This is a genomic window from Streptomyces sp. BA2, from assembly GCF_009769735.1.
In the GTDB taxonomy this organism is placed as follows: Bacteria; Actinomycetota; Actinomycetes; order Streptomycetales; family Streptomycetaceae; genus Streptomyces.
In genome coordinates this window covers 188,112-209,431 of the sequence record NZ_WSRO01000002.1, presented here as the reverse complement: position 1 = coordinate 209,431, position 21,320 = coordinate 188,112, and the positions used below count along the sequence as shown (strand labels likewise).

Annotated in this window: 17 protein-coding genes and 1 pseudogene; 8 read left to right on the top strand and 10 right to left on the bottom strand. The window is 68.6% G+C overall.

Features of this window, described 5'->3' with window-relative positions; translation table 11 throughout:
* Positions 1 to 52 precede the first annotated feature (52 nt).
* Together E5671_RS03545 and E5671_RS03540 are read right to left on the bottom strand one after the other, a co-directional pair.
* A complete protein-coding gene (locus E5671_RS03545; RefSeq protein ID WP_160502390.1) occupies positions 53 to 1,495 on the bottom strand; it encodes an endo-1,4-beta-xylanase in 1,443 nt (480 codons plus the stop codon).
* Between the two features lie 247 nt (positions 1,496 to 1,742).
* Complete coding sequence (locus E5671_RS03540) at positions 1,743 to 3,893, bottom strand: glycoside hydrolase family 9 protein (protein WP_160502389.1); 2,151 nt, start codon at positions 3,891 to 3,893, stop codon at positions 1,743 to 1,745.
* 814 nt (positions 3,894 to 4,707) lie between these two features.
* On the opposite strand from E5671_RS03540, the pseudogene E5671_RS03535 reads away from it, so the two are divergent.
* Positions 4,708 to 6,192: pseudogene (locus E5671_RS03535) on the top strand (non-reducing end alpha-L-arabinofuranosidase family hydrolase).
* Positions 6,193 to 6,629: 437 nt separating this feature from the next.
* Here the strand turns inward: E5671_RS03535 and E5671_RS03530 are convergent.
* Together E5671_RS03530 and E5671_RS03525 are read right to left on the bottom strand one after the other, a co-directional pair.
* Positions 6,630 to 8,708 (bottom strand): SpoIIE family protein phosphatase, encoded by a 2,079-nt coding sequence (locus E5671_RS03530; RefSeq protein ID WP_160502388.1) that lies wholly within the window; start codon positions 8,706 to 8,708, stop codon positions 6,630 to 6,632.
* A 309-nt stretch (positions 8,709 to 9,017) separates the two neighbouring features.
* Positions 9,018 to 9,926 carry an alpha/beta fold hydrolase gene (locus E5671_RS03525; protein WP_160502387.1) on the bottom strand — a complete coding sequence of 303 codons (909 nt, stop codon included), beginning with the start codon at positions 9,924 to 9,926 and terminating at the stop codon, positions 9,018 to 9,020.
* Between the two features lie 112 nt (positions 9,927 to 10,038).
* Between E5671_RS03525 and E5671_RS47320 the strand changes: the two genes are divergently transcribed.
* The 3 genes from E5671_RS47320 (at position 10,039) to E5671_RS03510 (ending at position 12,197) form a co-directional block, all read left to right on the top strand.
* Positions 10,039 to 11,319, top strand: coding sequence for a nucleotide disphospho-sugar-binding domain-containing protein (locus tag E5671_RS47320; RefSeq protein ID WP_160502386.1), 1,281 nt, complete (start codon positions 10,039 to 10,041; stop codon positions 11,317 to 11,319).
* Between the two features lie 4 nt (positions 11,320 to 11,323).
* Positions 11,324 to 11,728, top strand: a complete 405-nt coding sequence (locus E5671_RS03515) for a hypothetical protein (protein ID WP_160502385.1) — start codon at positions 11,324 to 11,326, stop codon at positions 11,726 to 11,728.
* A gap of 73 nt (positions 11,729 to 11,801) precedes the next feature.
* Complete coding sequence (locus E5671_RS03510; RefSeq protein ID WP_160502384.1) at positions 11,802 to 12,197, top strand: transposase; 396 nt, start codon at positions 11,802 to 11,804, stop codon at positions 12,195 to 12,197.
* Positions 12,198 to 12,406: 209 nt separating this feature from the next.
* Here the strand turns inward: E5671_RS03510 and E5671_RS03505 are convergent, their stop codons facing one another.
* Positions 12,407 to 13,888, bottom strand: a complete 1,482-nt coding sequence (locus tag E5671_RS03505; RefSeq protein ID WP_160502383.1) for an MFS transporter — start codon at positions 13,886 to 13,888, stop codon at positions 12,407 to 12,409.
* Positions 13,889 to 14,506: 618 nt separating this feature from the next.
* On the opposite strand from E5671_RS03505, the gene E5671_RS03500 reads away from it, so the two are divergent.
* The 4 genes from E5671_RS03500 (at position 14,507) to E5671_RS03490 (ending at position 16,687) form a co-directional block, all read left to right on the top strand.
* Positions 14,507 to 15,610: a DNA alkylation repair protein gene (locus E5671_RS03500; protein WP_160502382.1), complete on the top strand. Its 1,104-nt coding sequence runs from the start codon at positions 14,507 to 14,509 to the stop codon at positions 15,608 to 15,610.
* A 111-nt stretch (positions 15,611 to 15,721) separates the two neighbouring features.
* The gene (locus E5671_RS46900; protein ID WP_272902938.1) at positions 15,722 to 15,850 is read left to right on the top strand and encodes a hypothetical protein; all 129 of its coding nucleotides are present in this window, start codon (positions 15,722 to 15,724) and stop codon (positions 15,848 to 15,850) included.
* Positions 15,847 to 16,047 (top strand): zinc-binding dehydrogenase, encoded by a 201-nt coding sequence (locus E5671_RS47315; RefSeq protein ID WP_336606033.1) that lies wholly within the window; start codon positions 15,847 to 15,849, stop codon positions 16,045 to 16,047. Before E5671_RS46900 ends, E5671_RS47315 begins: the two co-directional genes overlap by 4 nt.
* Positions 16,048 to 16,201: 154 nt before the next feature.
* Positions 16,202 to 16,687, top strand: a complete 486-nt coding sequence (locus tag E5671_RS03490; protein ID WP_336605649.1) for a LysR substrate-binding domain-containing protein — start codon at positions 16,202 to 16,204, stop codon at positions 16,685 to 16,687.
* Between the two features lie 73 nt (positions 16,688 to 16,760).
* Here the strand turns inward: E5671_RS03490 and E5671_RS03485 are convergent, their stop codons facing one another.
* The 5 genes from E5671_RS03485 to E5671_RS03465 all read right to left on the bottom strand — a co-directional run bounded on the left by E5671_RS03485 (position 16,761) and on the right by E5671_RS03465 (position 21,309).
* The gene (locus E5671_RS03485; protein ID WP_237330086.1) at positions 16,761 to 17,363 is read right to left on the bottom strand and encodes a hypothetical protein; all 603 of its coding nucleotides are present in this window, start codon (positions 17,361 to 17,363) and stop codon (positions 16,761 to 16,763) included.
* Between the two features lie 192 nt (positions 17,364 to 17,555).
* On the bottom strand, positions 17,556 to 18,899 hold the full coding sequence (locus E5671_RS03480; RefSeq protein ID WP_160502380.1) for a diacylglycerol kinase family protein: 1,344 nt from the start codon (positions 18,897 to 18,899) through the stop codon (positions 17,556 to 17,558).
* Between the two features lie 235 nt (positions 18,900 to 19,134).
* The gene (locus tag E5671_RS03475) at positions 19,135 to 19,851 is read right to left on the bottom strand and encodes a GAF and ANTAR domain-containing protein (protein WP_160502379.1); all 717 of its coding nucleotides are present in this window, start codon (positions 19,849 to 19,851) and stop codon (positions 19,135 to 19,137) included.
* 85 nt (positions 19,852 to 19,936) lie between these two features.
* The gene (locus E5671_RS03470; RefSeq protein WP_160502378.1) at positions 19,937 to 20,695 is read right to left on the bottom strand and encodes an ANTAR domain-containing protein; all 759 of its coding nucleotides are present in this window, start codon (positions 20,693 to 20,695) and stop codon (positions 19,937 to 19,939) included.
* On the bottom strand, positions 20,695 to 21,309 hold the full coding sequence (locus tag E5671_RS03465; protein WP_237330085.1) for a hypothetical protein: 615 nt from the start codon (positions 21,307 to 21,309) through the stop codon (positions 20,695 to 20,697). Before E5671_RS03465 ends, E5671_RS03470 begins: the two co-directional genes overlap by 1 nt.
* Positions 21,310 to 21,320: the final 11 nt, after the last annotated feature.

Sequence of the window (21,320 nt, the reverse complement as noted above, 5' to 3'; positions counted from 1 at the left end):
AGCCGCACCGTAGGTCTTCATCGATTCACGCTTTCGTTGGTGGCAGGCGCCATCAGGTGCGGGTCCAGCGTTGGTTGCTGCCGTTCGAGCAGGAGTAGAGCTGGATCAGGGTGCCGTTGGCGGTGCCGCTCGCGGCGGCGTCGAGGCAGAGGCCGGACTGGACGCCGACGATGGATCCGTCGGAGTTGAGGCGCCATTTCTGGTTGTCGCCGCCCCAGCAGCTGTAGATCTGGACTTTGGTGCCGTTGCCGGTGCCGGCGGCGTCCAGGCACTTGTTGCCGTAGACCTTGAGCTCGCCCGCGGCGGTGTAGGTCCACTGCTGGTTGGTGCTGTTGTGGCAGTCCCACAGCTGGAGCTGGGTGCCGTCAGTGGTGCCGGCGCCGGGCACGTCCAGGCAGCGGCCCGAAGCGACGCCCTTGATCTGTCCGGAATCCCCAGGGGGAGTAGTGGAGCCGCCGTTGAGTGCGTTGAGGACGGCGGTGTAGGCGGGCTTCTTGCTGCCGTCGCCGTTGAACAGCAGCGGCGAGTGCTCCGGCCGCCAGGAGTCGCTGTCGCGTACACCCCAGACGGTGATGCCGAGGCAGCGAGCGACGGCCAGGCAGTCGTTGGTCACGTTGGCGTAGGTCGTGCCCGAGGCGCCCTGGATGTCGAGTTCGGTGATGGCCACGTCGACGCCGAGGGCGGCGAAGTTCTGCAGGGTGGTGCGGAAGTTGCTGTTGTAGGGGCTGTCGCTGTTGAAGTGCGACTGGAAACCGACGCAGTCGATCGGCACGCCGCGCTGCTTGAAGTCCTTGACCATGGCGTACATGGCCTGCGTCTTGGCCCAGGTCCAGTTCTCGACGTTGTAGTCGTTGTAGCAGAGCTTGGCGGCCGGGTCCGCGGCGCGCGCGGTGCGGAAGGCGACCTCGATCCAGTCGTTGCCGGTGCGCTGCAGGTTGGAGTCGCGCCGGGCTCCCGAACTGCCGTCGGCGAAGGCCTCGTTCACGACGTCCCACTGGGCGATCTTGCCCTTGTAGTGGGACATCACGCCGTTGATGTGGCCGATCATCGCCTGGCGCAGGTTGCTGCCGCTGAGGCTCTGCATCCAGCCGGGCTGCTGGGAGTGCCAGGCCAGGGTGTGGCCGCGCACCTGCTTGCCGTTCTGCACCGCCCAGTTGTAGACGCGGTCACCGGCGGTGAAGTTGAACTGGCCCCGCTGGGGCTCGGTGGCGTCGATCTTCATCTCGTTCTCGGCCGTCACCGAGTTGAACTCGCGGTTCGCGATCGTCGTGTACGCCGAGTCGCCCAGCCTGCCCGAGGCGATGGCGGTGCCGAAGTAGCGGCCGCTCTGCGCCGCCGCGGCGCCGAGTGTGCTCTCGGCCGCACTCTCGGCGGCGTGTGCGGTCGGCGGCGCGACCGGTGCGGCGACCGCACCGAGGACGCCGACGATCAGCGCTATCAGCAGACCGCCGAACTTCCGGCGGGCGGCGGGTGGGGAAATGGCATGCGAAGCCATGACTGTGCCTCCAGGGTAGAAATCACGGAAGGACTGAAGAGCAGCGAAATCCGTCGTCCGCTCTCACTTGGCAGACGGACGGGCCGGGCCGGAACCCGGGCAGCACGGGATCACCGGTCACCGCGGTCATGGAACCGGGACGATGCCGGCCGGTACGGACAGCACCCGGTCGATCGCCGGGTGACGTAGGGGGCCTTGCAGAGTGAGCCCGGGCGGGATCGTCTGCCCGGGTCTGGCCGAGCCTGGATCAGGTGCAGGCATGCCCGTTGAGCGTGAAGGCCCTGGGGGAGGGGTTGGTCCCTTTGTACGTCCCCCGGACACCGAAGCTCGCGGTCGCACCGGGTTCGATGGTCCGGTTCCAGTCGGCGTTGCGGGCGACGACGGCGGTGCCCTCCTGGGTGACGGTCGCGTTCCAGGCGTTCGTGACGCGCTGGCCTGCCGGGTAGGTCCAGCTCAGCTTCCAGCCGTCCATGGATTTCGAGCCCGTGTTCTTGACGGTGACCGTCGCGGTGAAGCCCGTGCTCCAGACGCTGTCGCCCTTGTACGTCACCGCGCAGGCACCGGTGGGTTCGCCGGTGGAGCTCCGCTCGGCGGCGTAGGCGGCGAGCCAGGCCAGCGGGGCGTTCCAGTTGACCGCCACCTCGTTGGTGGAGTACGAGCCGATGTCGTCGATGTAGCAGGCGGCGGGCGCACAACCGGCCAACTTCTCCTGCGCCACTGGGTCCTGGAGCGCGCTGTTGGGCCCGCCCGCCAGGGACCCCGCCGGAGGATTGGGCAGCGAAGCGTCCAACTGGTGTGCCCAGAAGCGGTGATGCTGGTTGCGCGATGACTTCTCGCCGTAGCCGGATACGTAGGACTGGCCGATGGCATTGCGGCCCAGCAGGTAGTCCATTGTCTCCAGCGCGCCGGTGCGATAGCGCTCGTTGCCGGTCAGCTCCCCGGCGACGGCCAGGACGATCGCGTCGCCTGCGACCGCGCCGTTGGAGCCCCAGAAGTAGCCGTCCGCCGGGACGGGCACCGCGTAACCTTGGTCGGCCATCCGGGACAGGTAGCCGTCGGCGGCTGCCGTTACCGAGGCCCTGACCCGGTCCCGGTCGGATGCGGGGAGGCCGTTGGGGACTGTGGCCAGGGTGAGCCGGCCGAGCGCGGCCGTATCCGCCCAGCCGAACCCGTAGTCGGAGAAGGCAGTTGGGGAAGTGTGCCAGGACGAGTCGGTGACCGCGTCCCGGTAGTCGCTGTCACCGGTCGTGGCATACAGCTCGGCCGCTGCCCAGTAGAACTCGTCGGTGACCTTGGTGTCGCCGTAGGCGCCGCCGCCCGTGCTGTCCGAATCCGGCGCGTACAGGGCCGGGTTGGCCCTGGCCGCCGTCCAGGCCCGGCGGGCGGCCGACAGGCAGCGGTCGGCGAGGGCGGCGTCGTAGGGCCTGAAGACGCGGGCGCACTGCGCCGCGGCTGCCGCGAGGTTGAGGGTCGCCGCCGTGGACGGACGGTGCAGCTCGCGGGGCTGAGCGTCCTGTTCGGGGCGGGTCGGCATGCCGGTCCAGTCCGCGTCATGGATCTTGTGGAACGCCATGCCCGCGTACGGCTTGTTCTCGGGCACCTGCATCCGCATCAGGAAGTCGAGCTCCCAGCGCGCCTCGTCCAGGACGTCGGGTACGCCGTTGTCCCGCTCGGGGACCCGCAGGGTCGAGTCGCCGAGCGCCGCGTCCTTGCCCGCCCGCTTGGCCCGCTCGAAGGAGTTGACCATCAGCCAGGTGGAAATGCCGCCGTTGACCACGTACTTGCCGTGGTCGCCCGCGTCGTACCAGCCGCCCCTGACGTCCTGGGTGTAGTCGCACACGGTGGCCTGGCACGGGACGGAGGTGTCGCCCTTGTTGGGCGCGACACCGAGGTGTCCGGCCGGGCGCGCGTAGGCGGATCCCGCCAGGGATGCGTCGATGGGGATGCCGCTGCGCTGGTGGTAGAAGAACGCCATCGCATCGGAGCGCAGAGCGTCGTACAGGTTCGCGCGGATGTCGAAGGGCACGCTGCCACTGCCGTCCACCGCCAGGACGTATCCCGATCCGGTCCCTCGGTACGAGGAGAAGTCGGCCACCTGGACGGACTGCCCGGAGGGGGTGTCCGCGCCGCGTGGGACGGTCGCACCGGAGGCGACCACCGTCCCGGACGCGTCGCGCAACTGCCAGGTGAGCGACTGCGTCGCCGTGGTGACCACGGTGGCGCGCTTGGGTCCGTCAGGCAGGTAGCCGACCTGGTTGACGCGTACGGCCGAGGTCGCCGCCGCGGAGGGGGCGGCTGCCGCGGTGGGCGCGGTCAGGAGGCCGCCGACGAGGAGGGAACTCGTCAGCAGGGTGGCGGCGAGGCGTCTGGGGTGGCGTAACGAAGGGGTGGGGGGCATGAGCGGCTCCTGTGGAGATGGTGGTCAGCAGGGGGAGTTGGTCTGGGGGAGCAGGCCCATGCGCCAGGGCAGGCGGAGGTAGTCGCCCCCGGCGCGGACCGTCTCGACCGTGGCTGATGTCTTGTGTCCAGGTACTGGTTTGTCCTGGTGACCTTGTAGACGTTGGTCGCCTTGGACACCGCGACGACCGCTGAGCCCTTGAGCGGCTGAGCCCTTGAGTGTCCGTGACCGACGTCTCGGAGATCGGGGTCGCACCGACATGATCGTCCTTCTCTCTCTGGGAGCGCTCCCAGTCGAAATCTCGAACAGCGGTCGGCGTATCGAAGATTCGAGGCGGACAGTAATGACGCGTAGAGCAGTCGTCAACAGGTGTGGACTCGTAAGGGAGTTGAAGATGTGACGGCGGGGGCCGGGCGCTGCGTGCTCAACTTCTCTCCTCTGTGGGACGCCTGGGCTGGCGAACTGTGCCGCAAACTTTCGAAGAGTTTCCGGTCGGCCCGACATGCTGGTCAAGCCCAAAGGAGGCGCTGTTTGTGGACAGATCGGCGACAGGTCTTGACCCGGAGGCCCCACGTTCCTAGCTTATGGCGTCAAGGAATTCGAGAAGTTTCCGAAAAGTTTTCGGGATTGAACCGACGTTCCCACCCCGGAGGCCCATGGTCAGCGAAGTGCTCCGGCTGGAGCGCCCAGAGCACCAACTCTTCGGCATGAGCGGCCGCCTTCACACCTATCCCGTCCGTCCCTGAACCCCGGCGCGGCCGCTCCGTGGTTCATCGGGGTCACCTAACTCCCGCCCTCCCAAGGAGTCCTTCTGATGTGGTTCCGCCATCCGCCCCCGGTCCACCTGAGACGCTTAGTCCCCCTGAGGCGCTTGCTCGCCGTCCTTGCGCCACTGCTGCTTGTGGCTACCTTCCTCGGTGCCCCGCCCGCGGCCGCGGCGACCGTCGACACCAACGCCTGGTATGTGCTGGTCAACCGCAACAGCGGCAAGGCCCTGGACGTCCACAATCTGGCGACCAACGACGGCGCCCGCATCACCCAGTGGACCAGGAACGACCAGAACCAGCAGCAGTGGCAGTTCGTCGACTCCGGCGGCGGTAACTACCGCATCAAGTCCCGCCACTCCGGCAAGGTACTGGACGTCCACAACAGGTCCACCGCCAACGGCGGGTCGATCGTTCAGTGGGCCGACCAGAACGGCACCAGCCAGCAGTGGCGGCTGGCCGACAGCTCGGACGGCTACGTGAGGTTCATCTCGCGCCACAGCAACAAGGCCCTCGAAGTACAGGGCGGCTCCACCGCCGACAACGCGAACGTCGTCCAGTACGACGACTGGGGCGGAACCAACCAGCAGTGGCAGCTCGTCAAGGTCGGCGGCGGCAACCCCGGTCCGTGCGATCTTCCGTCGACATACCGCTGGAACTCAACGGGCGCGCTGGCGCAGCCCAAGCCGGGGTGGGTCTCGGTCAAGGACTTCACCGTCGCCCCCTACAACGGCAAGCAACTCGTCTACGCGACGACGCACGACACGGGGACGAGGTGGGGTTCGATGAACTTCAGCCCGTTCACCAACTGGTCGGAGATGGCCGCGGCCAGCCAGAACACGATGTCCTCGTCCACTGTCGCGCCCACGCTCTTCTACTTCGCGCCGAAGAACATCTAAGTGCTCGCCTACCAGTGGGGTGGGACCGCCTTCTCCTACCGGACCTCGAGCGACCCCACCAACCCGAATGGCTGGTCGTCCGAGCAGGTGCTCTTCTCCGGAAGCATCCCCGGCTCCGGAACCGGACCCATCGACCAGACACTCATCGCCGACGGGTCGAACATGTACCTGTTCTTCGCCGGTGACAACGGCAAGATCTACCGGGCCAGTATGCCGATCGGGAACTTCCCGGGCAGCTTCGGCTCGAACTCGACAGTGGTCATGAGCGATACGACGAACAACCTGTTCGAAGCCCCGCAGGTCTACAAGCTCCAGGGCCAGAACCGCTACCTCATGATTGTCGAGGCGATCGGCTCGCAGGGCCGCTACTTCCGCTCGTTCACGGCCACCAGTCTGAACGGCTCATGGACACCCCAGGCCGCGACCGAGAGCAATCCCTTCGCCGGCAAGGCCAACAGCGGCGCCACCTGGACCAACGACATCAGCCACGGCGAACTGCTCCGCACCAGCGCCGATCAGACCATGACCGTCGATCCGTGCAATCTGCAGATGCTCTACCAGGGACGCAGCCCCAACTCCGGCGGTGACTACGGCCTCCTGCCCTACCGTCCGGGTCTGCTGACACTGCAGCGCTGACGGCGTGACGCGGTCCGGCTCCGGTATGGAGCCGGCGTGGCGGGCTCGGCGAAAGTCCGCTGCTTGGTCGCCGGGCAAGAACGAGGCGCGCCATGCATGGGGCGGGAGAACCGGACCGGATGGCGGCTCGGGCATGACCCTCACCGTTCTACTCCTCGTCCTGCTGCTTACCGTGGCCACCCTGCTGGTCGGCGGCACCTTGTGGGTCATGTCGTAAGGCTAAGTCCTGCCTCTGGCAACGGAGTTGGTTGCCGCAGTGGGGCTGGCCGGTGGCGGTGCCTCTGCCGATGAGGAATCCCGTCCCCTGAACGCGCCGCTTGCCTTCGTGCAAGAAGATGCTGGGCTGTCGTGGTCATCGAGCTGGACATGGCGTTCCGGCAGCGCAACAACGACCCCTCCCTGGGCGCCCGGATCGCCGGGGCTGCCCACGGGGAGGGTCAGCGGCGGACGCGGGCGATGAGGAGAGCGACGTCGTCGTGGTCGCCGGGCTGTCGCAGTGCGGCCAGCAGGTGGTCGCAGGTGTATTCGAGGTCGCGGTGAGGGCCTTCGAGGAGGGCGAGGAGGACGCCCAGGCGAGAGTCGATGTCCTCATCGCGGGTCTCGACCAGACCGTCGGTGTAGAGCAGGAGCTGGTCGCCGGGGTCGAGGTCGACGGCGGTGGTACGGAAGGGCACGCCGCCGACCCCCAGCGGGGCGCCGGTGGGGAGGTCGAGGAGTTCGGGCGGGTGTCCGGGCCGCATGCGGATGGGGGGCAGGTGTCCGGCGGTGGAGATGTGGCACTGAGCGTGGTGGGGGTCGTAGAGCGCGTAGGTGCAGGTGGCGATGTAGGGGTCCAGGGAAGCGGTGATCCGGTCCAGGTTGCGCAGTACCTCTGCGGGCGCCAGGTTCAGCCCGGCGAGTGTCTGGGTGGCGGTGCGCAGCCGTCCCATGGTGGTGGCGGCGTTGATGCCGCTGCCCATGACGTCGCCGACGACGAGCGCGGTCCGGTTCTCAGTGAGAGGGAGGATGTCGTACCAGTCGCCGCCGACTTCGATGGCCGCGCTGGCGGGCTGGTAGCGGGAGGCGACCTCGAGGCCGAACAGGTGCGGCGGTGGTTGGGGCAGGAGGCTTCGCTGGAGGGTGAGTGCGGTGTCGCGCTGTTGCTGGTACCAGCGGGCGTTGTCGATGCACACGGCGGCGCGGGCGGCCAGTTCACCGGCCAGGGTGGCGTCGTCATCGGTGAAGGCCAGAGGGTTACGGGCCCGTACGAGATCCAGGGCGCCGAGGACTTCGCCGCGGGCGATCAAGGGGGCGGCCAGGTAGGAGTGGACCCCTGCCTTGGCCAGCAGAGCCGCGGCCCTGGGGTCGCGGGCGATGAGAGACAGGTCTGCCTCGTCCGCGTGGGGCACCATGACCAGCTGGCTGGTGTTCACACATCGGGTCACCAGGCGATCGGCGTCGTAGCGGGCCACCTGGCCCGGAGGGTCAGCTGCCGCGGCGGCGTCGGTGGGGTAGGCGGTAGCGACCGCCAGGGCTCTGAACACCGCCGGTCCGTTGGCGGAGGCAGGGGCGCGGTGGCCGGACAGAGCGGAGTCGAGGATATCCACGGCGGCTATGTCGGCGAGTTCGGGCACGGCGACATCGGCCAGCTCACGGGCGGTCTGTTCCAGGTCCAGGGTGGTTCCGATGCGTACGGAAGCGTCGGCGACAACGGCGAGCCGGTGCCGGGCCCGGTCCGCGTCCATGTCGGCCCGGTGCCGGTCGGTGACATCCACGATTGAGGTCGCCACCCCGAGTACCTTTCCGCCAGGGTCCTCCAGGCGGTAGAAGGACACCGACCAGGCGTGCTCGGTGTCCGGGTCGGCAGGGGTGCGGGCGACGGTTTCCTGATCGAGCAGCGGCGTTCCGGTGACCAGGACCTGGCGCATCGCGGACTCGATGCTGTCGGCGTCCAGGAAGGGCAGCACGTGCCCGACGCGCCGCCCCAGGTGCTCGTCAGCGGACAGGCCGTTGATCCGCTCGAGCGCCGGGTTGACCATCACATACCGCAGATCGGTGTCCATGACGGCCAGCCCGATCGGCGACTGGTCCACCAGCCGTACCGACAGCGCCAGATCCCGTTCCACACGCCGCAGGACAGCCTGGTCCGTGGCAAGACCCAGCGCATACAGATCGCCGAGATCGTCCTCCAGCCGCATATTGCGGAACTCCAGCAGCCGCGTCCGGCCGTCCTTGTGCCGCACTGGAAAGGTGCCCGCCCAGCTCCCCTCGCCGCCCATCACCTCGGCGAACAACCGGAGCACAAGATCGACGTGCTCGTCCGCCACCAGAAGCTGAGCGGCATACCGACCGAGCGCCTCCCCGGCGCTGTAGCCCGTCAATGTCTCAGCCTGCGGACTCCAGAACACGATGCGCCCATCCGCATCCAGCACGATCGCCGCCACACCCAGCATGTCCAGCAGCCCGCCCCGTGGTGAGCCTCTCAGCTCCGCACTCCCTGCGGGTCCAAGATCGGCCTGAAGCCCGTCCTTGTCCATGGCCAGCCGCTCCTCCCACCCGTCGGCACGGTGACAGCAGCACCAAGTCCACATTCCTTCGGCAGGCGACACCGTGACCACCATCGTCTCTCCCGGCCACGGCTCCCGCAGCCGCTGCGTAAGCGGTGCCGCCGGGCAACGGTGGTCACCGAACTCCTCACGAAATGATCTTCGAGGTGTTTGGATCACTCCGGGAGCGCTGGCCTGGGGGGCGGGGTGGCCCGGCCGAAGCCGTGGGAAGTCGATGACGCGTTGTGGGCAGCGATCGAGCCGCCGTTGCCCAGGGTGAGCGTATGACTTCACCGCAGATCAGCGAGAGCCACTGACGGGTTGTGGGAAGCGCTCGACGGGGTTGAGGTAGGAGAGCGCCTCGAGCGGCTGATCGGTGAAGAAGCGGGCCATCAGGTCAGCCAGGTCGGTATCGCGTTCGATCTGGACCAGGTGGTCGGCCTCCTTGATCGTGGTGAACCGCGCCCGGAGCCCCTGTGCGACCCGCCGCCCTACGGGAGGTGGGGTGATGGTGTCGTGTTCGCCGGTGAACACGAGGACGGGAAGGGTGACGGCCGGCTCGGGCAGGCTCCACGGGTGTGACAGGAGACGCTCGTGATGGGTGATGTCCATGGCGAGTTCGCGCTCGGTGAGCTGGGCGAACCTCTGCCCCATGAGGCGTGCTACAGCAGCCCGTCGCCGCACCAGTCCGTGGTCGGGCGGGGCCATGAACTGCTCGACCATGTCCCGGGCCAAGTCGTCGAGCAGGCCCTCGTCCACCATGCGGCGCCAGCGTTTGGCGGAGGCGGTGTACTCGGGGGAGATCTCCACGGCGGTTCCTCCCAGCATCAGACGCGCGATCCGGTGCGGGTGCCGTTGTGCGTACCGCAGGGCGACGGAGGCTCCGAAGCAGGCTCCGAACACATTGACCGGTCCGAGCGAGAGTGTGTCGACGGCATGGCGGACGGTGTCGGCGAGGAAGTCCATGCCGTGCTCGACGGGGAGGGGGTCGGCGTCCCCGTAGCCGGGCAGTTCCAGGGTCAGCATGCTGGTGTGCGACAGGATCAGCCGCTCGTACCGCGTCCAGGAGAGGCGGTCTTGCGAGGAACCGCCGAGGACGACGAGGGGCTCGGTGGCCGCGTTACCCGCAGTGGCTGTGCGGGCCACGAAGCGGAATCCGCGGTAGTCCAGCTCGTGATCCGTCGCTTGAATGCAGGTGCTCTGAGACATCCCGTCTCTATAGCAGCGGCCGGTTGGCCGATGAGGGTGTTTCCCGGCGGGTTCATCCGTGCGAGTGTCACGCCGTGCTCCCTTGGGTGCGGGGAGACGTTCCGTGCCGTGCGTGCCGGTCGATCTGTTCATACTCGGCGGCATGCGGATGCTGCTGGTGACGTGGGGCTCGACGGGGGACGTGGCCCCGTACGTGGGGCTGGGGGTGCGGCTGAGGGCCGCGGGGCAGGAGGTGGTGGTCGCCACTTCGGAGCGCCACGCACCCAGGTTCCGCCTCCACGACATACCTGTGCATGTCCTTCCCCTGGCCCGGCAGGAAGAGTCCGCGCTGGCCGCGGACCGGTTCGACCGATGGCAGAGCCCCAGCCGGATCCGGCGCAGGGTGAGCAATGCCCAGGACATTGCTCAAGTGATCGCCCGCGGCGTTCTCGACGCGGTCGGGCAGGGCACGGACGTGATCCTCGCCCATCCTCTGGCCCATCCCTTGTGTGCCGTGATCGCCGAGCGAACGGGCCTGCCCTGCGTCGGGATCTACACGGCCGCACCAGGGATGCTCCTGCCCCGGCTGAGTGCACCCCCTGTGATGTCCCGCCACGGCTACCGGCTCGCCGAAACCCTGGCGCGAGCGGCCATGAGCCCCTTGTACGCTCCGGCTCTTTCCTGGATCAACCAGGAACTGGGGACGCGGCGGAGAAAGGCCGGCGCTCTCGGCGACGTCCTGCGCGGTCAACGTGTCCTGCACGGGTACAGCGGCGCCCTGTTGCCGAAAGATTTCCCTCTGTCCGACGGTCACGCGTGCGTGGGGTACTGGTGGCCGGCCCGGGACCCTGGCTGGCGCCCCGACGAGCGCCTGGTTGATTTCCTCGCCGCGGGGCCCGCTCCCGTGTACTTCGGGTTCGGCAGTGTCTCTCCGGGCGACGCGGAGCGTCTGGGCACCACCATCAAGGAGGTCGTCCGCAGGCTTGGCGTACGAGCGGTGGTACAGGCCGGCTGGCAGGGCCTCGATGTCTCCGCGGATGACGTCCTGACGATCGGCGAGTGCCCTCACGACTGGCTCTTCCCCCGCATGACCGCCCTGGTGCACCACGCCGGTCCCGGGACTGTGGGTGCCGGCCTGAAGGCCGGGGTCCCCACCGTGCCTGTGCCCCTCTCCCTCGACCAGCCCTTCTGGGCCCGCCGCATGACGGCCCTGGGCCTGGCCCCCACCTTCCTCGCCGCACGCCGGCTGACGGCACGGGAGCTGGCCGACGCCCTGCACACAACACTGCATGACCGGCAGTACCGTGACCGGTGTGCCGAGCTCTCAAAGATCATCGGCAGCGAAGACGGAGCGGCAACCGTCTTGAGCTCGCTCTTGAGTCCTGAGTACCAGACTCCTTCCTGCAACTCCTGACGAAATGGCCTTCGCGTCCGCCGGGCCGCAGACCAGGCAAGTGGCCGACCTTTGGCACCTGCTCCACAACCTGGCCGAGACCGTGGAGCGCATCGTCGGCCGACACCGAGCTGATCTGCGTGAAATCCTGGCGTTGTCAGCCATTGCCCCACCTGCGGACCAGGCGTCCGCCGATGAGCTCGACATCCACGGCCGACCGCGCCCGCTGGTGTCACGGACCCGCGAGCGCTACCAGCAGATCCACGAGCGGATCGAGCGCGGCGACAGCCTGCGTGCCATCGGCCGTGAACTTCACCTCAGCCGCGGCACCGTCCTCCGCTTCGCCGGGGCTGCAGATGTCGAGGAGCTCCTCGGCGCGGCTGTCCGCCGCCCTGGCCCGGGAGATCCAGTAACTGGGCTAACGCCGTGACGTCAACACCGTCCGCCGCTACGTGCGGCCCTACCGCACCGGAGCGATCCCGCCGGACGCCCCGCTGTCCTATATGACTGTCCGTCGCGTCACCGGCTGGATCATGCGCAGGCCCGAACAGCTCACGGGGACCGAGCGCAAGTGTCTTGATGACCTGTGTGATCGCAGTCCTGCACTGGCCACGACCACCGAGTACGCCCGCCGCCTGGCCCTGATTCTGCGCGAACGGCGCAACGAGCACCTGGTCCTCGAGGTCTGGCTCGCCGACGTCCGCCTAGAGGACAACGAGAACTCCGCACCCTGGCCAGCGGTATGCGCCGCGACCGAGCAGCCGTCCTGGCGGCACTCACCACCACCTACATCAGGAGCGGCCGAGGGCAACGTCACCAGGATCGAGCTGCTGAAAAGGCAAATGTATGGCCGGGTCAACTTCGACCTGCTGCGGCGCCGCATACTGCTATCGCCGTGATCACGCTCCCAAATCAGTGACAGAGCCCAGGAGTTGAGCCAGATCTACTACTCATGAATAAAGCCAACCCGCCGAGCAGCCCGCGACTGGAACGCCTATGTGGCCACACGCACCTGACCGGTAGTCGGCGGGAGGCGCGACGTACAGACCCTGGAATAGGAGGGGGCGGCGGTGCCCGGGGTGCGGGCACCGCCGCCGTGGGAAGTTGCTCAGCCGGCCTGGTATTCCGCCTGTTTGGGCAGGCAGAACATCAGCGCCCACATCACGGCGAGGAGGCCGCCGACCCACCACAGCACGGTGACGAACGCGTCGCGGTTGACCGACCCGTCGGGAGAGCCGCCGGTGATGGCGAAGAACACCACGGCGGTCAGCGCGGTGCCCAGCGCGATGCCCAGGTGGATGGCGGTGTTGAACAAGCCCGAGGCCGAACCGGCGTCCTCGTGCGGGACCCTGGCCAGCGACAAATCGGCGAGCGGGCCGGAGACCATGCCCAGTCCGAAGCCGATCAGCACCACCGGAGCGGTCATCGCCAGCAGGGTCAGCTCGGCCTGGTGGCTGCCGATCTGGAGCCCGTAGGTGACCATCGCAGCGGTCGCGATGAGGGCTCCGGCCTGCGGCAGACGGCGGGCGAAACGTCCGGCGGTCTTCGCCGCGACCGTTGCGCCGCCCAGTTCTCCCACGGAGAGCAGCACGAAGGCCAGGGCCGCGTGGAACGGACTCATACCCAGTCCGCGCTGCAGGTACAGCGTCCAGGTCATGAAGAACAGGCCGCACAGCAGGCCGTGCAGCAGGTCCGCGGCCATGCCCCCGGAGAACTGCCTGACCCGGAAGAGGGACAGGGCCACCAGCGGGGCGTTGCTCTGCCTGCGCAGCTGGTGGCGCAGGAAGACACCGAGGACAAGGACGCCGGCGGCGAGCATGACGAAGCACCACAGCGGCCATCCGTGGGCGTGGCCCTCGGTGAGCGGGAAGAGGATCAGGACGATGGCCAGGCCGGACAGCAGCATGCCGACCAGGTCGAGCCGGTCGGCCTTGCGGACGGTCGATTTGGGGATGAACTTGCGTCCCAGGAGGAGTACGGCCAGCCCGACGGGCACGTTGACCAGGAAGATCGGCCGCCAGGACAGCCCGAACAGGTCGGCCTGGGTGAGCACGCCGCCCAGGACCGGGCCCAGGACGTTGGCGATGGCCAGGACGGCCCCGTACAGGCCGAACGCCTTGCTGCGGTTCTGGCCTTCGAAGGTGACGTGCATGGTCGCCAGGACCTGCGGGATCATCACGGCCACGCCGACGCCCTGGAGCAGGCGGGCGCCGATCAGCACGCCCGGGCCGGTGGCCAGACCGCACAGCAGCGAGGCGGCAGTGAACACGACGGTGCCGATGAGCAGGATCCTGCGCCGGCCGTAGATGTCACCGAGCCGTCCGCCGGTGATCAGCCCGACGGCGACCGGCAGGGAATAGGCGGTGGTCAGCCACTGCACCGCGACCGGTCCGGCGCCGGTCGACTCCTGGATGGCGGGCAGGGCGGTCAGGACGACCGACTGGTCGAGCATGTTCATCAGCTCGGCGGTCAGCAGCACCAGGAGGGCGATCCAGGTTCCCATGGCCATCTTCGAGGGTCCCGGTGATGGGTGGGTCGGGGTCTGGGTGGTGGTGTGCTGCGGCTCGTTGCCGAGCGCGGAGGAAGACAAAACGGGAACTCCTGATCCAAAGGAATCGGGGGAGCCCTGCCGACAGCCGCACCGGGGCCGGGAAACACGGAACCCGGGGCAGACGGCAGAGCTGCACCCGGGAAGGAAAACTGCGGGGATGGGTGACGCAACTCAGGCCAGCGCGACGTCCGCCCCCGGAAACGTGCGACACAACAGCACGCGGGGAACACGGACGACTACATGGCCTGGTTAATAAGACGTCACCCCAAGATCGAAACAGAAGGAACAGGAGGTCCAGTCACTGCCACCGAAACCTGGCGCAGGAACTCGAACACACTACAACACCCCCACGCCGCACAGCAGAACGGAGCCGCCCCCTGCTCGGCCGCGACGCTCAGCCTCCACTGTCAGAAACGATCCTTGGTCCAGCATGGCAGGCTGGCTGCGCGAAGCGGGGTGTCGTCGCAGCTCAGAGCGCCTGAGGTACCGGCCGTGTGTCAGTGGTCCGTGGCAGACTCGAAATCATGATGCCCAGGTCGAGATTCACACCGCTCCCGAACGAACAGTGGGAGCGCATCGAGCCCCTCCTCCCGCCGGCCGAGTGCTGTACGGGGCGAGCGGTCGGGGGCCTCGACGTGACCGCGGGCGGGCGTTGAGATGGCCGATTTCAAAGATGAACTGTCGCCGGAGCTCATCGGGCGTCTCGCGGATGACCTCGCCGGTGCCTCGGCCTCGTTCGACCGGACGGCATTCGAGCAGCTCGCGGGCACCGGTATCGGTGACCTGGAGCTGAAGGCCCGTATCGACTGGATCGCCCGTGCCCTCGCGGCGACGATGCCGACGTCCCCCGAGGAAGCCGGCCGGGTGATCCGTGGTGCCCTCGACAGCGGGGGCCTCACGGGGTGGGCTTCCATGCCCGTCAACGCCTACGTCGCCTCGGCGCTGCTGGACCGGCCCGACGTCGCGCTGCCGCTGCTGGCCGCGCTCACCTCCCGCTACACCGCCGAGTTCGCTATCCGCCCCTTCGTCGAAGCCCACTACGAGGTCACGATGGACCAGCTCAGGGCGTGGACCACCGACCCGGACGAACACGTTCGGCGGCTCGTCTCGGAGGGCACGCGCCCGCGGCTGCCCTGGGCATCGCAGCTCTCGCGGTTCGTCGCCGACCCCGCTCCCGCGCTGGCGCTCCTGGAGCCTCTCGTCAACGACGAGTCCCTTTACGTGCGCCGTTCCGTGGCGAACCACCTCAACGACATCAGCAAGGACCACCCCGACCTCGTCCTCGTCACCGCCCGGCGATGGTTGCGCGGCAGCACACAGGGCGATTTCGTCGTACGCCACGGCCTGCGGACACTCGTCAAGCGAGGACACCCGGAGGCTCTCGCGGTTCTGGGGTTCGATCACCATGCTCCGATCGAGATCACGGACCTCGCCTGCTCGCCCTCCACCATCTCCATCGGGGAGGCGACCACCGTCACCTTCACGCTGCACGCCACCGACGCGACGAGAGCGGCGATCGACTACATAGTCCACTACCAAGGGGTTCGCGGCCCCAAGGCGGGCAAGGTGTTCAAGCTGACCGCCCGGGACCTCCCCGCGGGCCAGGCGGTCGGCTTCTCACGCCGGCACCGGTTCGAGTGCCTCTCGGTCCGCACGATCCACCCCGGCCCGCACCGCATCGAGGTCCAGGCCAACGGACGCGTCCTCGGCGCGACCGAGGTCCACATCACCGCCGCCGAAACATCGCAAGGCCCAGCCTGAGCCTGCTGAACGATGGTGTTGCGAGAGACACCGAGCAGCTTCGCGATTGAGGTGACACTGCTCTCCGGGCGGGCGAGCAGGTCGCGGGCGTGCCGTACCTGTTCGTCGGTCATGGCCGTCGCACGTGCCGGTCGCCTCACCGGCGAGGACCGCCGTGGACTCATCCTGCTGTTCTGGATGCACGTACGGCCCTCCAGCCGCCTGAAGATCTCCGCTCCCTCCACCGCGGATGCAGCCTGACCAACCCGGACCGCCTGCATTGGAATCGGCGTCGCGGTGGTCAGACGGTCAGCTCCAAACTGTGGCTACAAAAGCGCCTGGCCACCGGCACGCTCACCATCCGCGTCGCTGATGTCCTCCCCCTGGAACAGGCCGCCGAGGCCCACCGCCGGACTGAAGCGGGTGGCCTGCCCGGACGCCTCGTACTGGCCGTCTGACCAGCACGGCGCCCAACCTGCTTCGGTGCTGCGCAACTCTGCATAACGGCCGTCAGCGGCTGGCACGCCACCGTTGAGCACGGTAGTTGGCCAAGCTGGCCAACTACCGTGCTCAGTCACACCGACCAGTTCCCCGCTGGTCGCCTCCGAGCGTGTGCGACTGTCCGAGCTCGCGGACCAGGAGTGGATCATCCGCGCCGAGAACCATTCGGTCGCGGAGGTGCTCCGGGGTGCCTGCCGTCAGGCGGGCTTCGAACCGCGCATCGCCTACGCCTCCCACGACTACCAGGAAGCGCAGGCCATGGTCGCCGTCGGCCTCAGCCTGGCCCTTGCGCCCAGCCGTGCCGTGACTAACCGGCGTAGTGACGTGCGCCTTCTCTCCGTGTACCCCGACCAGTCGTCCGAGCCCAGGCGATGGCCCGCGTCCTGCACGTCGTTGCGAGAGGATTTACCGACCCCGGTCTTGACCGCCCTCAGCTGGGCGCGGTGCCAAAGCGCTGACGCGTCGCGCAACCATGCGACGAACGGCGGGAGTTGCGAGCGGGGGAGTGGGGGTGGTGCGCGGGCGGCACCGGGAGCTGTGTCCCCAACCCTCCGGTGCCTTCGCCCGGGTCGACCGTCGGACGCCCCGCTCGGGTAGCCCGGCGTGCGGATCCCAAACAAGGGCCCTGCAGCATCTCCGCACGCTCCGCGTGCGGCTGCCGGATGCGGGGCTACTCGGGCCGCTGGGTCCGGGCGTTGTGAGCCAGACCGTCAGGGTTCTCTGTCGTGCGCGCTCCGAGCCGAAGGACTAGTACGCGCAGGGTTGTCGGGGCAGGTGGCTGCCGGCGGATCTGTCCGATCTCCTGCCAGCCCCAGGCTTCGAAGGCGGCGAGCGCCGGGTGATCGGCCTGGGCGGCCAGGGTGACGCCGAGGGATGCCTGGTGGTCGGCGAGCAGGCGTTCCTGCAGACGGCGGGCGAGTCCGCGGGCCTGCTCGTGCGGATGGACGAGGGTTTCGGTGATCGCGAAGACGTGTCCGGACGCGGTGAGTTGCTCGAGGTTCTGGGGCAGAGGACCGTCAAACCCTTGCCACCAGGAGCCGTCGCGCGCCACGGGAAGTCCGTACGCGCAGCCGGTCAGTGTTTTCGCCTCGGCGACCAGCATGTCGAATCCTGGCTGTTGTACGTCGTGCGCCAGGCGGTGCAGGAACTCCTGTCGGCCGTGGAACTCCTCACCGGAGTCAACTGTGGAGGATTCCACGTACAGGTCCGCGAGGTCCTCTCGAAGTTCCTCGGCCTGCCAGCGGTTCAGCCGGCGCAGACGCACGGCGTCCATGGCGGACGGCTCTGAGCTGTCGGGTTCGTGTGGGTGCTGCGGGGTGTGCATGGGGCGCCTCGGTTCAGAAGACCGGAAGACACGCAGGACGGCATCGTGTCCAATTGGCGGTGCGCGGCCAGGGTCTGGGGCGTCTGCTTCGCAGCATAGTCCCGGATCCGTACTGCGTTGCTGTCCGCTGATGGCACAGGCTCACTGGGGAGCGGGCAGGTAGACGGTGAGGGCGTGGCCCCTCTTGTCGAGGACGAGGGTGTCGGCGGCGGGGCTCACTTCACCGTCACGGGTGTAGTCGCCTGCCGTGCCCACACCCTCGATGCGCAGGCGGGTGGCGGTGGTTTCCTGGTAGACGCGGGAGCGGGCGAGGGTTCCGGTGAGGAAGGCCGCGACGAGGCGGGTGCGGGCGAAGGGGTGTTTTCCGTCGACGATGCGCAGGTCGAGGAGGTCGTCGTCGAGGGTGCGGCGGTAGGAGGGGGCGAAGCCGGGCGGGTCGTAGCGGCTGTTGCCGGCGAAGAGCAGCCACAGCCGCCGGGGCTGTCCGTCGAGGGTGACGTCGATGGGGGCGCCGTCAGCGAGGACGCGGAGCAGGCCGATGGCGAGGGCGGGCCACTTGCCTAGGGCCCTCTCGCGGGCCTCGCGGGCCCGGACGAGTTCGGGGTAGACACCGATGCTGAACGTGTTGAGGAAGTAGGTGCAGGTGCCGTCGCCGGTGATCCGGCCGAGGTCGACGGCACCGCCGCGGCCCGCCTCCACCGCGTCGGCGGCCTCTTTCAAGGTCGGCAGTCCAAGGTCGGCGGCGAAGTGGTTGAGGGTGCCGCCGGGGAACACCGCGAGCGGCAGCCGGTTGTCGACGGCCAGCACGGCCGCCGCGTTGACCGTGCCGTCGCCCCCGACCACGCCCAGTGCGCCGCCGCGTGCCTGTACCTGCGCGGCGGCCTGCCGAAGCACGGTGTGCAGATCCTCGCCTGCTTCGCAGACCCGCAGGTCCGCTTTCGGTAGCAGAGTGCGTAGTTCGACGTCGGCCGGCACTTCGCCACCGGCGTCGCTGTTGACGACCACGACAAGACCCTCGCCGGACGGAAGAGCGGGAACCGGGAGCTTCGGCCGGGCGCTGTCGGCGGGCTCGTCGCGGTGCAGCGGCCACCAGCGGCACGTCGCCACGGCGATCCCCACGCCGAACGCGGCGTCCATGAGAACCCGGCCGGGCGTGTGTGCTCCGGCACGGAGGCGGGAGACGGCGATGCCTGCGGCGAGGGGAATGAGGGCGGCCCCCAGCCGGGGTGTCTCCAGGGTGGCAGCAGTTGCGAGGGCGGCGGCTCCGGCCGTGCGGAAAGAGGTCGCCACCCCGCTCGGCGGATGCCGGAGCGGTCGACGCTTGTCGAGCGCCTTGGTGGTGGCCTGGATGGCGGCGGAGACAAGGGCCAGCGAGCCGGTACCGCGCAGGGCGGCCCGGCGTGCGCTGCGGTTGCCGGTCAGGCCCTTCGTGGCCGGGGAGGCGAGGCTCGTGCGTACGCCGGGACGCGGTTCGAGGGTTCGCATGCCGGGCGGGTACCCCTGCCGGTGGGGAACAGGCTGCTGCTTTCGCTGCCGAAGGCCGCACCGGGCCGGGAGACAGATCCATCCCTGCTCGGAACTGCTCGGAACCGGCAGCCAGGACCAACCGGCCGCATCTCCCTCGGGAGGCCGGACCCAGATCCCGCGCTCCCGGCGCAGAGACCCTGCTCGTACCCGGAGCGGTCATGCTGGGAAGTCTGGCCACTCTTTGGGGTATGGGTCAGGACACCAGATCAGCGAAAGGCTCGGTGTCGTCGATGAAGGCGCGGGCCACGTCGGAGAGACGGCGGTTGTGGGCGCGGGCATAGCTGCGCAAGGCGGTGAACGCCTGCTCCATGTCGATGCCCTGGCGTTCGGCGAGTTTTCCCTTGGCCTGTTCGATCAGTACGCGGCTGTTCAGCGCGGTCTGCAACTGCTCATTGAGGACCGTGGTGCGTTGGGTGGTGCGCTGTTGCAGGAGGCTGATGGTGGCGACGTCGGCCAGGGCCTGGGCGATGGGCGTGCCCACCGGGTCGAAGGGGCCGGGGGCGACACGGAAGAGGTTCAGCGCGCCGACGACCTCGTCCCGCAGGCGCATGGGCAGGGCCTGGACCGCGCTGAAGCCGTGAAGCTGGGCCCGGGCGGCGAAGCGGGGCCAGCGGACGGTCTCCCTACGCAGGTCCGGGACGGCCACGGGCGTTCCGGTGCGGTAGCAGTCCAGGCAGGGGCCCTCGTCGTTCTGGAGCTGGAAGAGCTCCAGGAGGCGCACCTGTTCGTCGGAGGCGGCCATCACCCGCAGTTCGCCGTCACGGTCGGCGAGCAGCACTCCGGCGGCGCTCGCGCCGAGCATTCCCACGCAGCGGTCGGTCAGCAGGCGCAGGAAGTCGATCAGGTCGAAGTCGGCGACCAGATTGTCCGCCAACTCGACGAAGGTCTTGGCCAGTAGTCGCTCATCCATCATTTACACCTCTATGAAGACGGGCCCTGCCCGAATGGGGAGGGAAGCGTGGCGCATCGTGCGTTCACTGGATCGAGCGAGGGCGTCATGTGTCCTCGTCGCTCCGGGTCGGCTCCGCGTCGGGGGAGAAGCGGAGCCGGCCTGCCACCACGTCGTCGGACACGCCGGTGAGCCGACGCCCGTGGGCATAGGCATGGGCGCGCAGCCGCACGAAGGCTTCCTCGATACCGACACCGAGCTGGACGGTGAGCATGCCGGTGGCCTGGGAGATCTCCGCCCGGTACCCGCCCAGATGCTCGCTCTGTCCCTTCGCTGCGCCGTCGTTGGGCGACGCGCCTGTCTCATCGACCCGGGCGTCGAGCAGCACCAGCGTCGCGAGATCGGCGAAGGCCAAAGCGTCGGCCAGCTCCTCCGTGTTCAACCGGACCGGGACCTGGGTGTACAGATCCAGAACCCCAGGGCTGATCGCCCCTATCTGCAGAGGGAGCGCGAAGACCGCGAGCGCCCCGGCCTCCAAGGCCGCGCCGGCGAACACGGGCCAGCAGTCCTGCAGTTCACCTACCCGCAGGTCGGGCGTCAGGACGGCCGCACCGTGCGTGAAGGCATCCACACACGGCCCTTCGCCCAACGTGAGCTGCAGCTCGTCCAACTGCTCACTGATGTCGTCGGTGCTGCACAACGGATGGCTCGCCGCGGTCCGGGACATCGCCGACACCCCCGCCCCGCCGACCGGCAGAGAGGCCACCGCCGCGGTACACACGTCCATCACTCCGACCCGGGCACCACGCCGGGCCGCCTGCTCGGCGACCAGCAGGCGGATCCGCGACGGCCGGCTGTCGGGCATCACCCGGGCCGCCGCGTCCAGGCGTGGTGAGCAGGTTTCTCCAGCCTCGCCACGGTTCGGTCTCCGACAGGAAGGACCAGCACCCGGAACATCGTGGGGCTGGCGGGCCTCCAGATTTCTCCGATGTCCTGCCAACCCCACGAGCGGAAGGCATTGAGGGCCGGGCGGTCGGCCTGGTCCACCAAGATGGTGCCGAGCGACGCCTGATGGTCGGCCAGCAGTCGCTCCTGCAGACGGCAGGCCAGGTCCTGATCCTGTGAGTGTGGCCGGATCAGGATGTTGGTGATCGCGAAGACGCCGTCGGACTCGGTGAGTTGCTCGACGCTGCGCGGTAGCGTGCCGTCGAAGCCGAACCACCAGAAGCCGTCGCTGCGCACCGGGAAGCCGAAGGCACATCCCACCAAGGCGTCCGTCTCCGCGATCACCATGGCGAACCCCGGCTGACGGATGTCACCGGCCAGACGGTTCAGGAAGTCCTGCCGACTGCGACTGCGGTAGTCCTCGCTCGGCTCCCTTTCGGAGGACTCCACGTACAGATCCGCCAGATCCTCAAGCAGGTCCTCCGCCAGCCAGCGGTTCACCCGGCGCAGCCGCTCCCCGCCGATGCCGGGCAACTCGTCGCCTG

Bases quoted from the DNA above. Each gene is read 5' to 3' on its own strand.
- E5671_RS03540 (WP_160502389.1), bottom strand. From the start codon at position 3,893: ATGCCCCCCACCCCTTCGTTACGCCACCCCAGACGCCTCGCCGCCACC.
- E5671_RS03515 (WP_160502385.1), top strand. From the start codon at position 11,324: ATGGCCTTCGCGTCCGCCGGGCCGCAGACCAGGCAAGTGGCCGACCTT.
- E5671_RS03510 (WP_160502384.1), top strand. From the start codon at position 11,802: ATGACTGTCCGTCGCGTCACCGGCTGGATCATGCGCAGGCCCGAACAG.
- E5671_RS03530 (WP_160502388.1), bottom strand. From the start codon at position 8,708: ATGGACAAGGACGGGCTTCAGGCCGATCTTGGACCCGCAGGGAGTGCG.
- E5671_RS03500 (WP_160502382.1), top strand. From the start codon at position 14,507: ATGGCCGATTTCAAAGATGAACTGTCGCCGGAGCTCATCGGGCGTCTC.
- E5671_RS03480 (WP_160502380.1), bottom strand. From the start codon at position 18,899: ATGCGAACCCTCGAACCGCGTCCCGGCGTACGCACGAGCCTCGCCTCC.
- E5671_RS46900 (WP_272902938.1), top strand. From the start codon at position 15,722: ATGGCCGTCGCACGTGCCGGTCGCCTCACCGGCGAGGACCGCCGTGGA.
- E5671_RS03545 (WP_160502390.1), bottom strand. From the start codon at position 1,495: ATGGCTTCGCATGCCATTTCCCCACCCGCCGCCCGCCGGAAGTTCGGC.
- E5671_RS03525 (WP_160502387.1), bottom strand. From the start codon at position 9,926: ATGTCTCAGAGCACCTGCATTCAAGCGACGGATCACGAGCTGGACTAC.
- E5671_RS03470 (WP_160502378.1), bottom strand. From the start codon at position 20,695: ATGCCCGACAGCCGGCCGTCGCGGATCCGCCTGCTGGTCGCCGAGCAG.
- E5671_RS03485 (WP_237330086.1), bottom strand. From the start codon at position 17,363: ATGGACGCCGTGCGTCTGCGCCGGCTGAACCGCTGGCAGGCCGAGGAA.
- E5671_RS03475 (WP_160502379.1), bottom strand. From the start codon at position 19,851: ATGGATGAGCGACTACTGGCCAAGACCTTCGTCGAGTTGGCGGACAAT.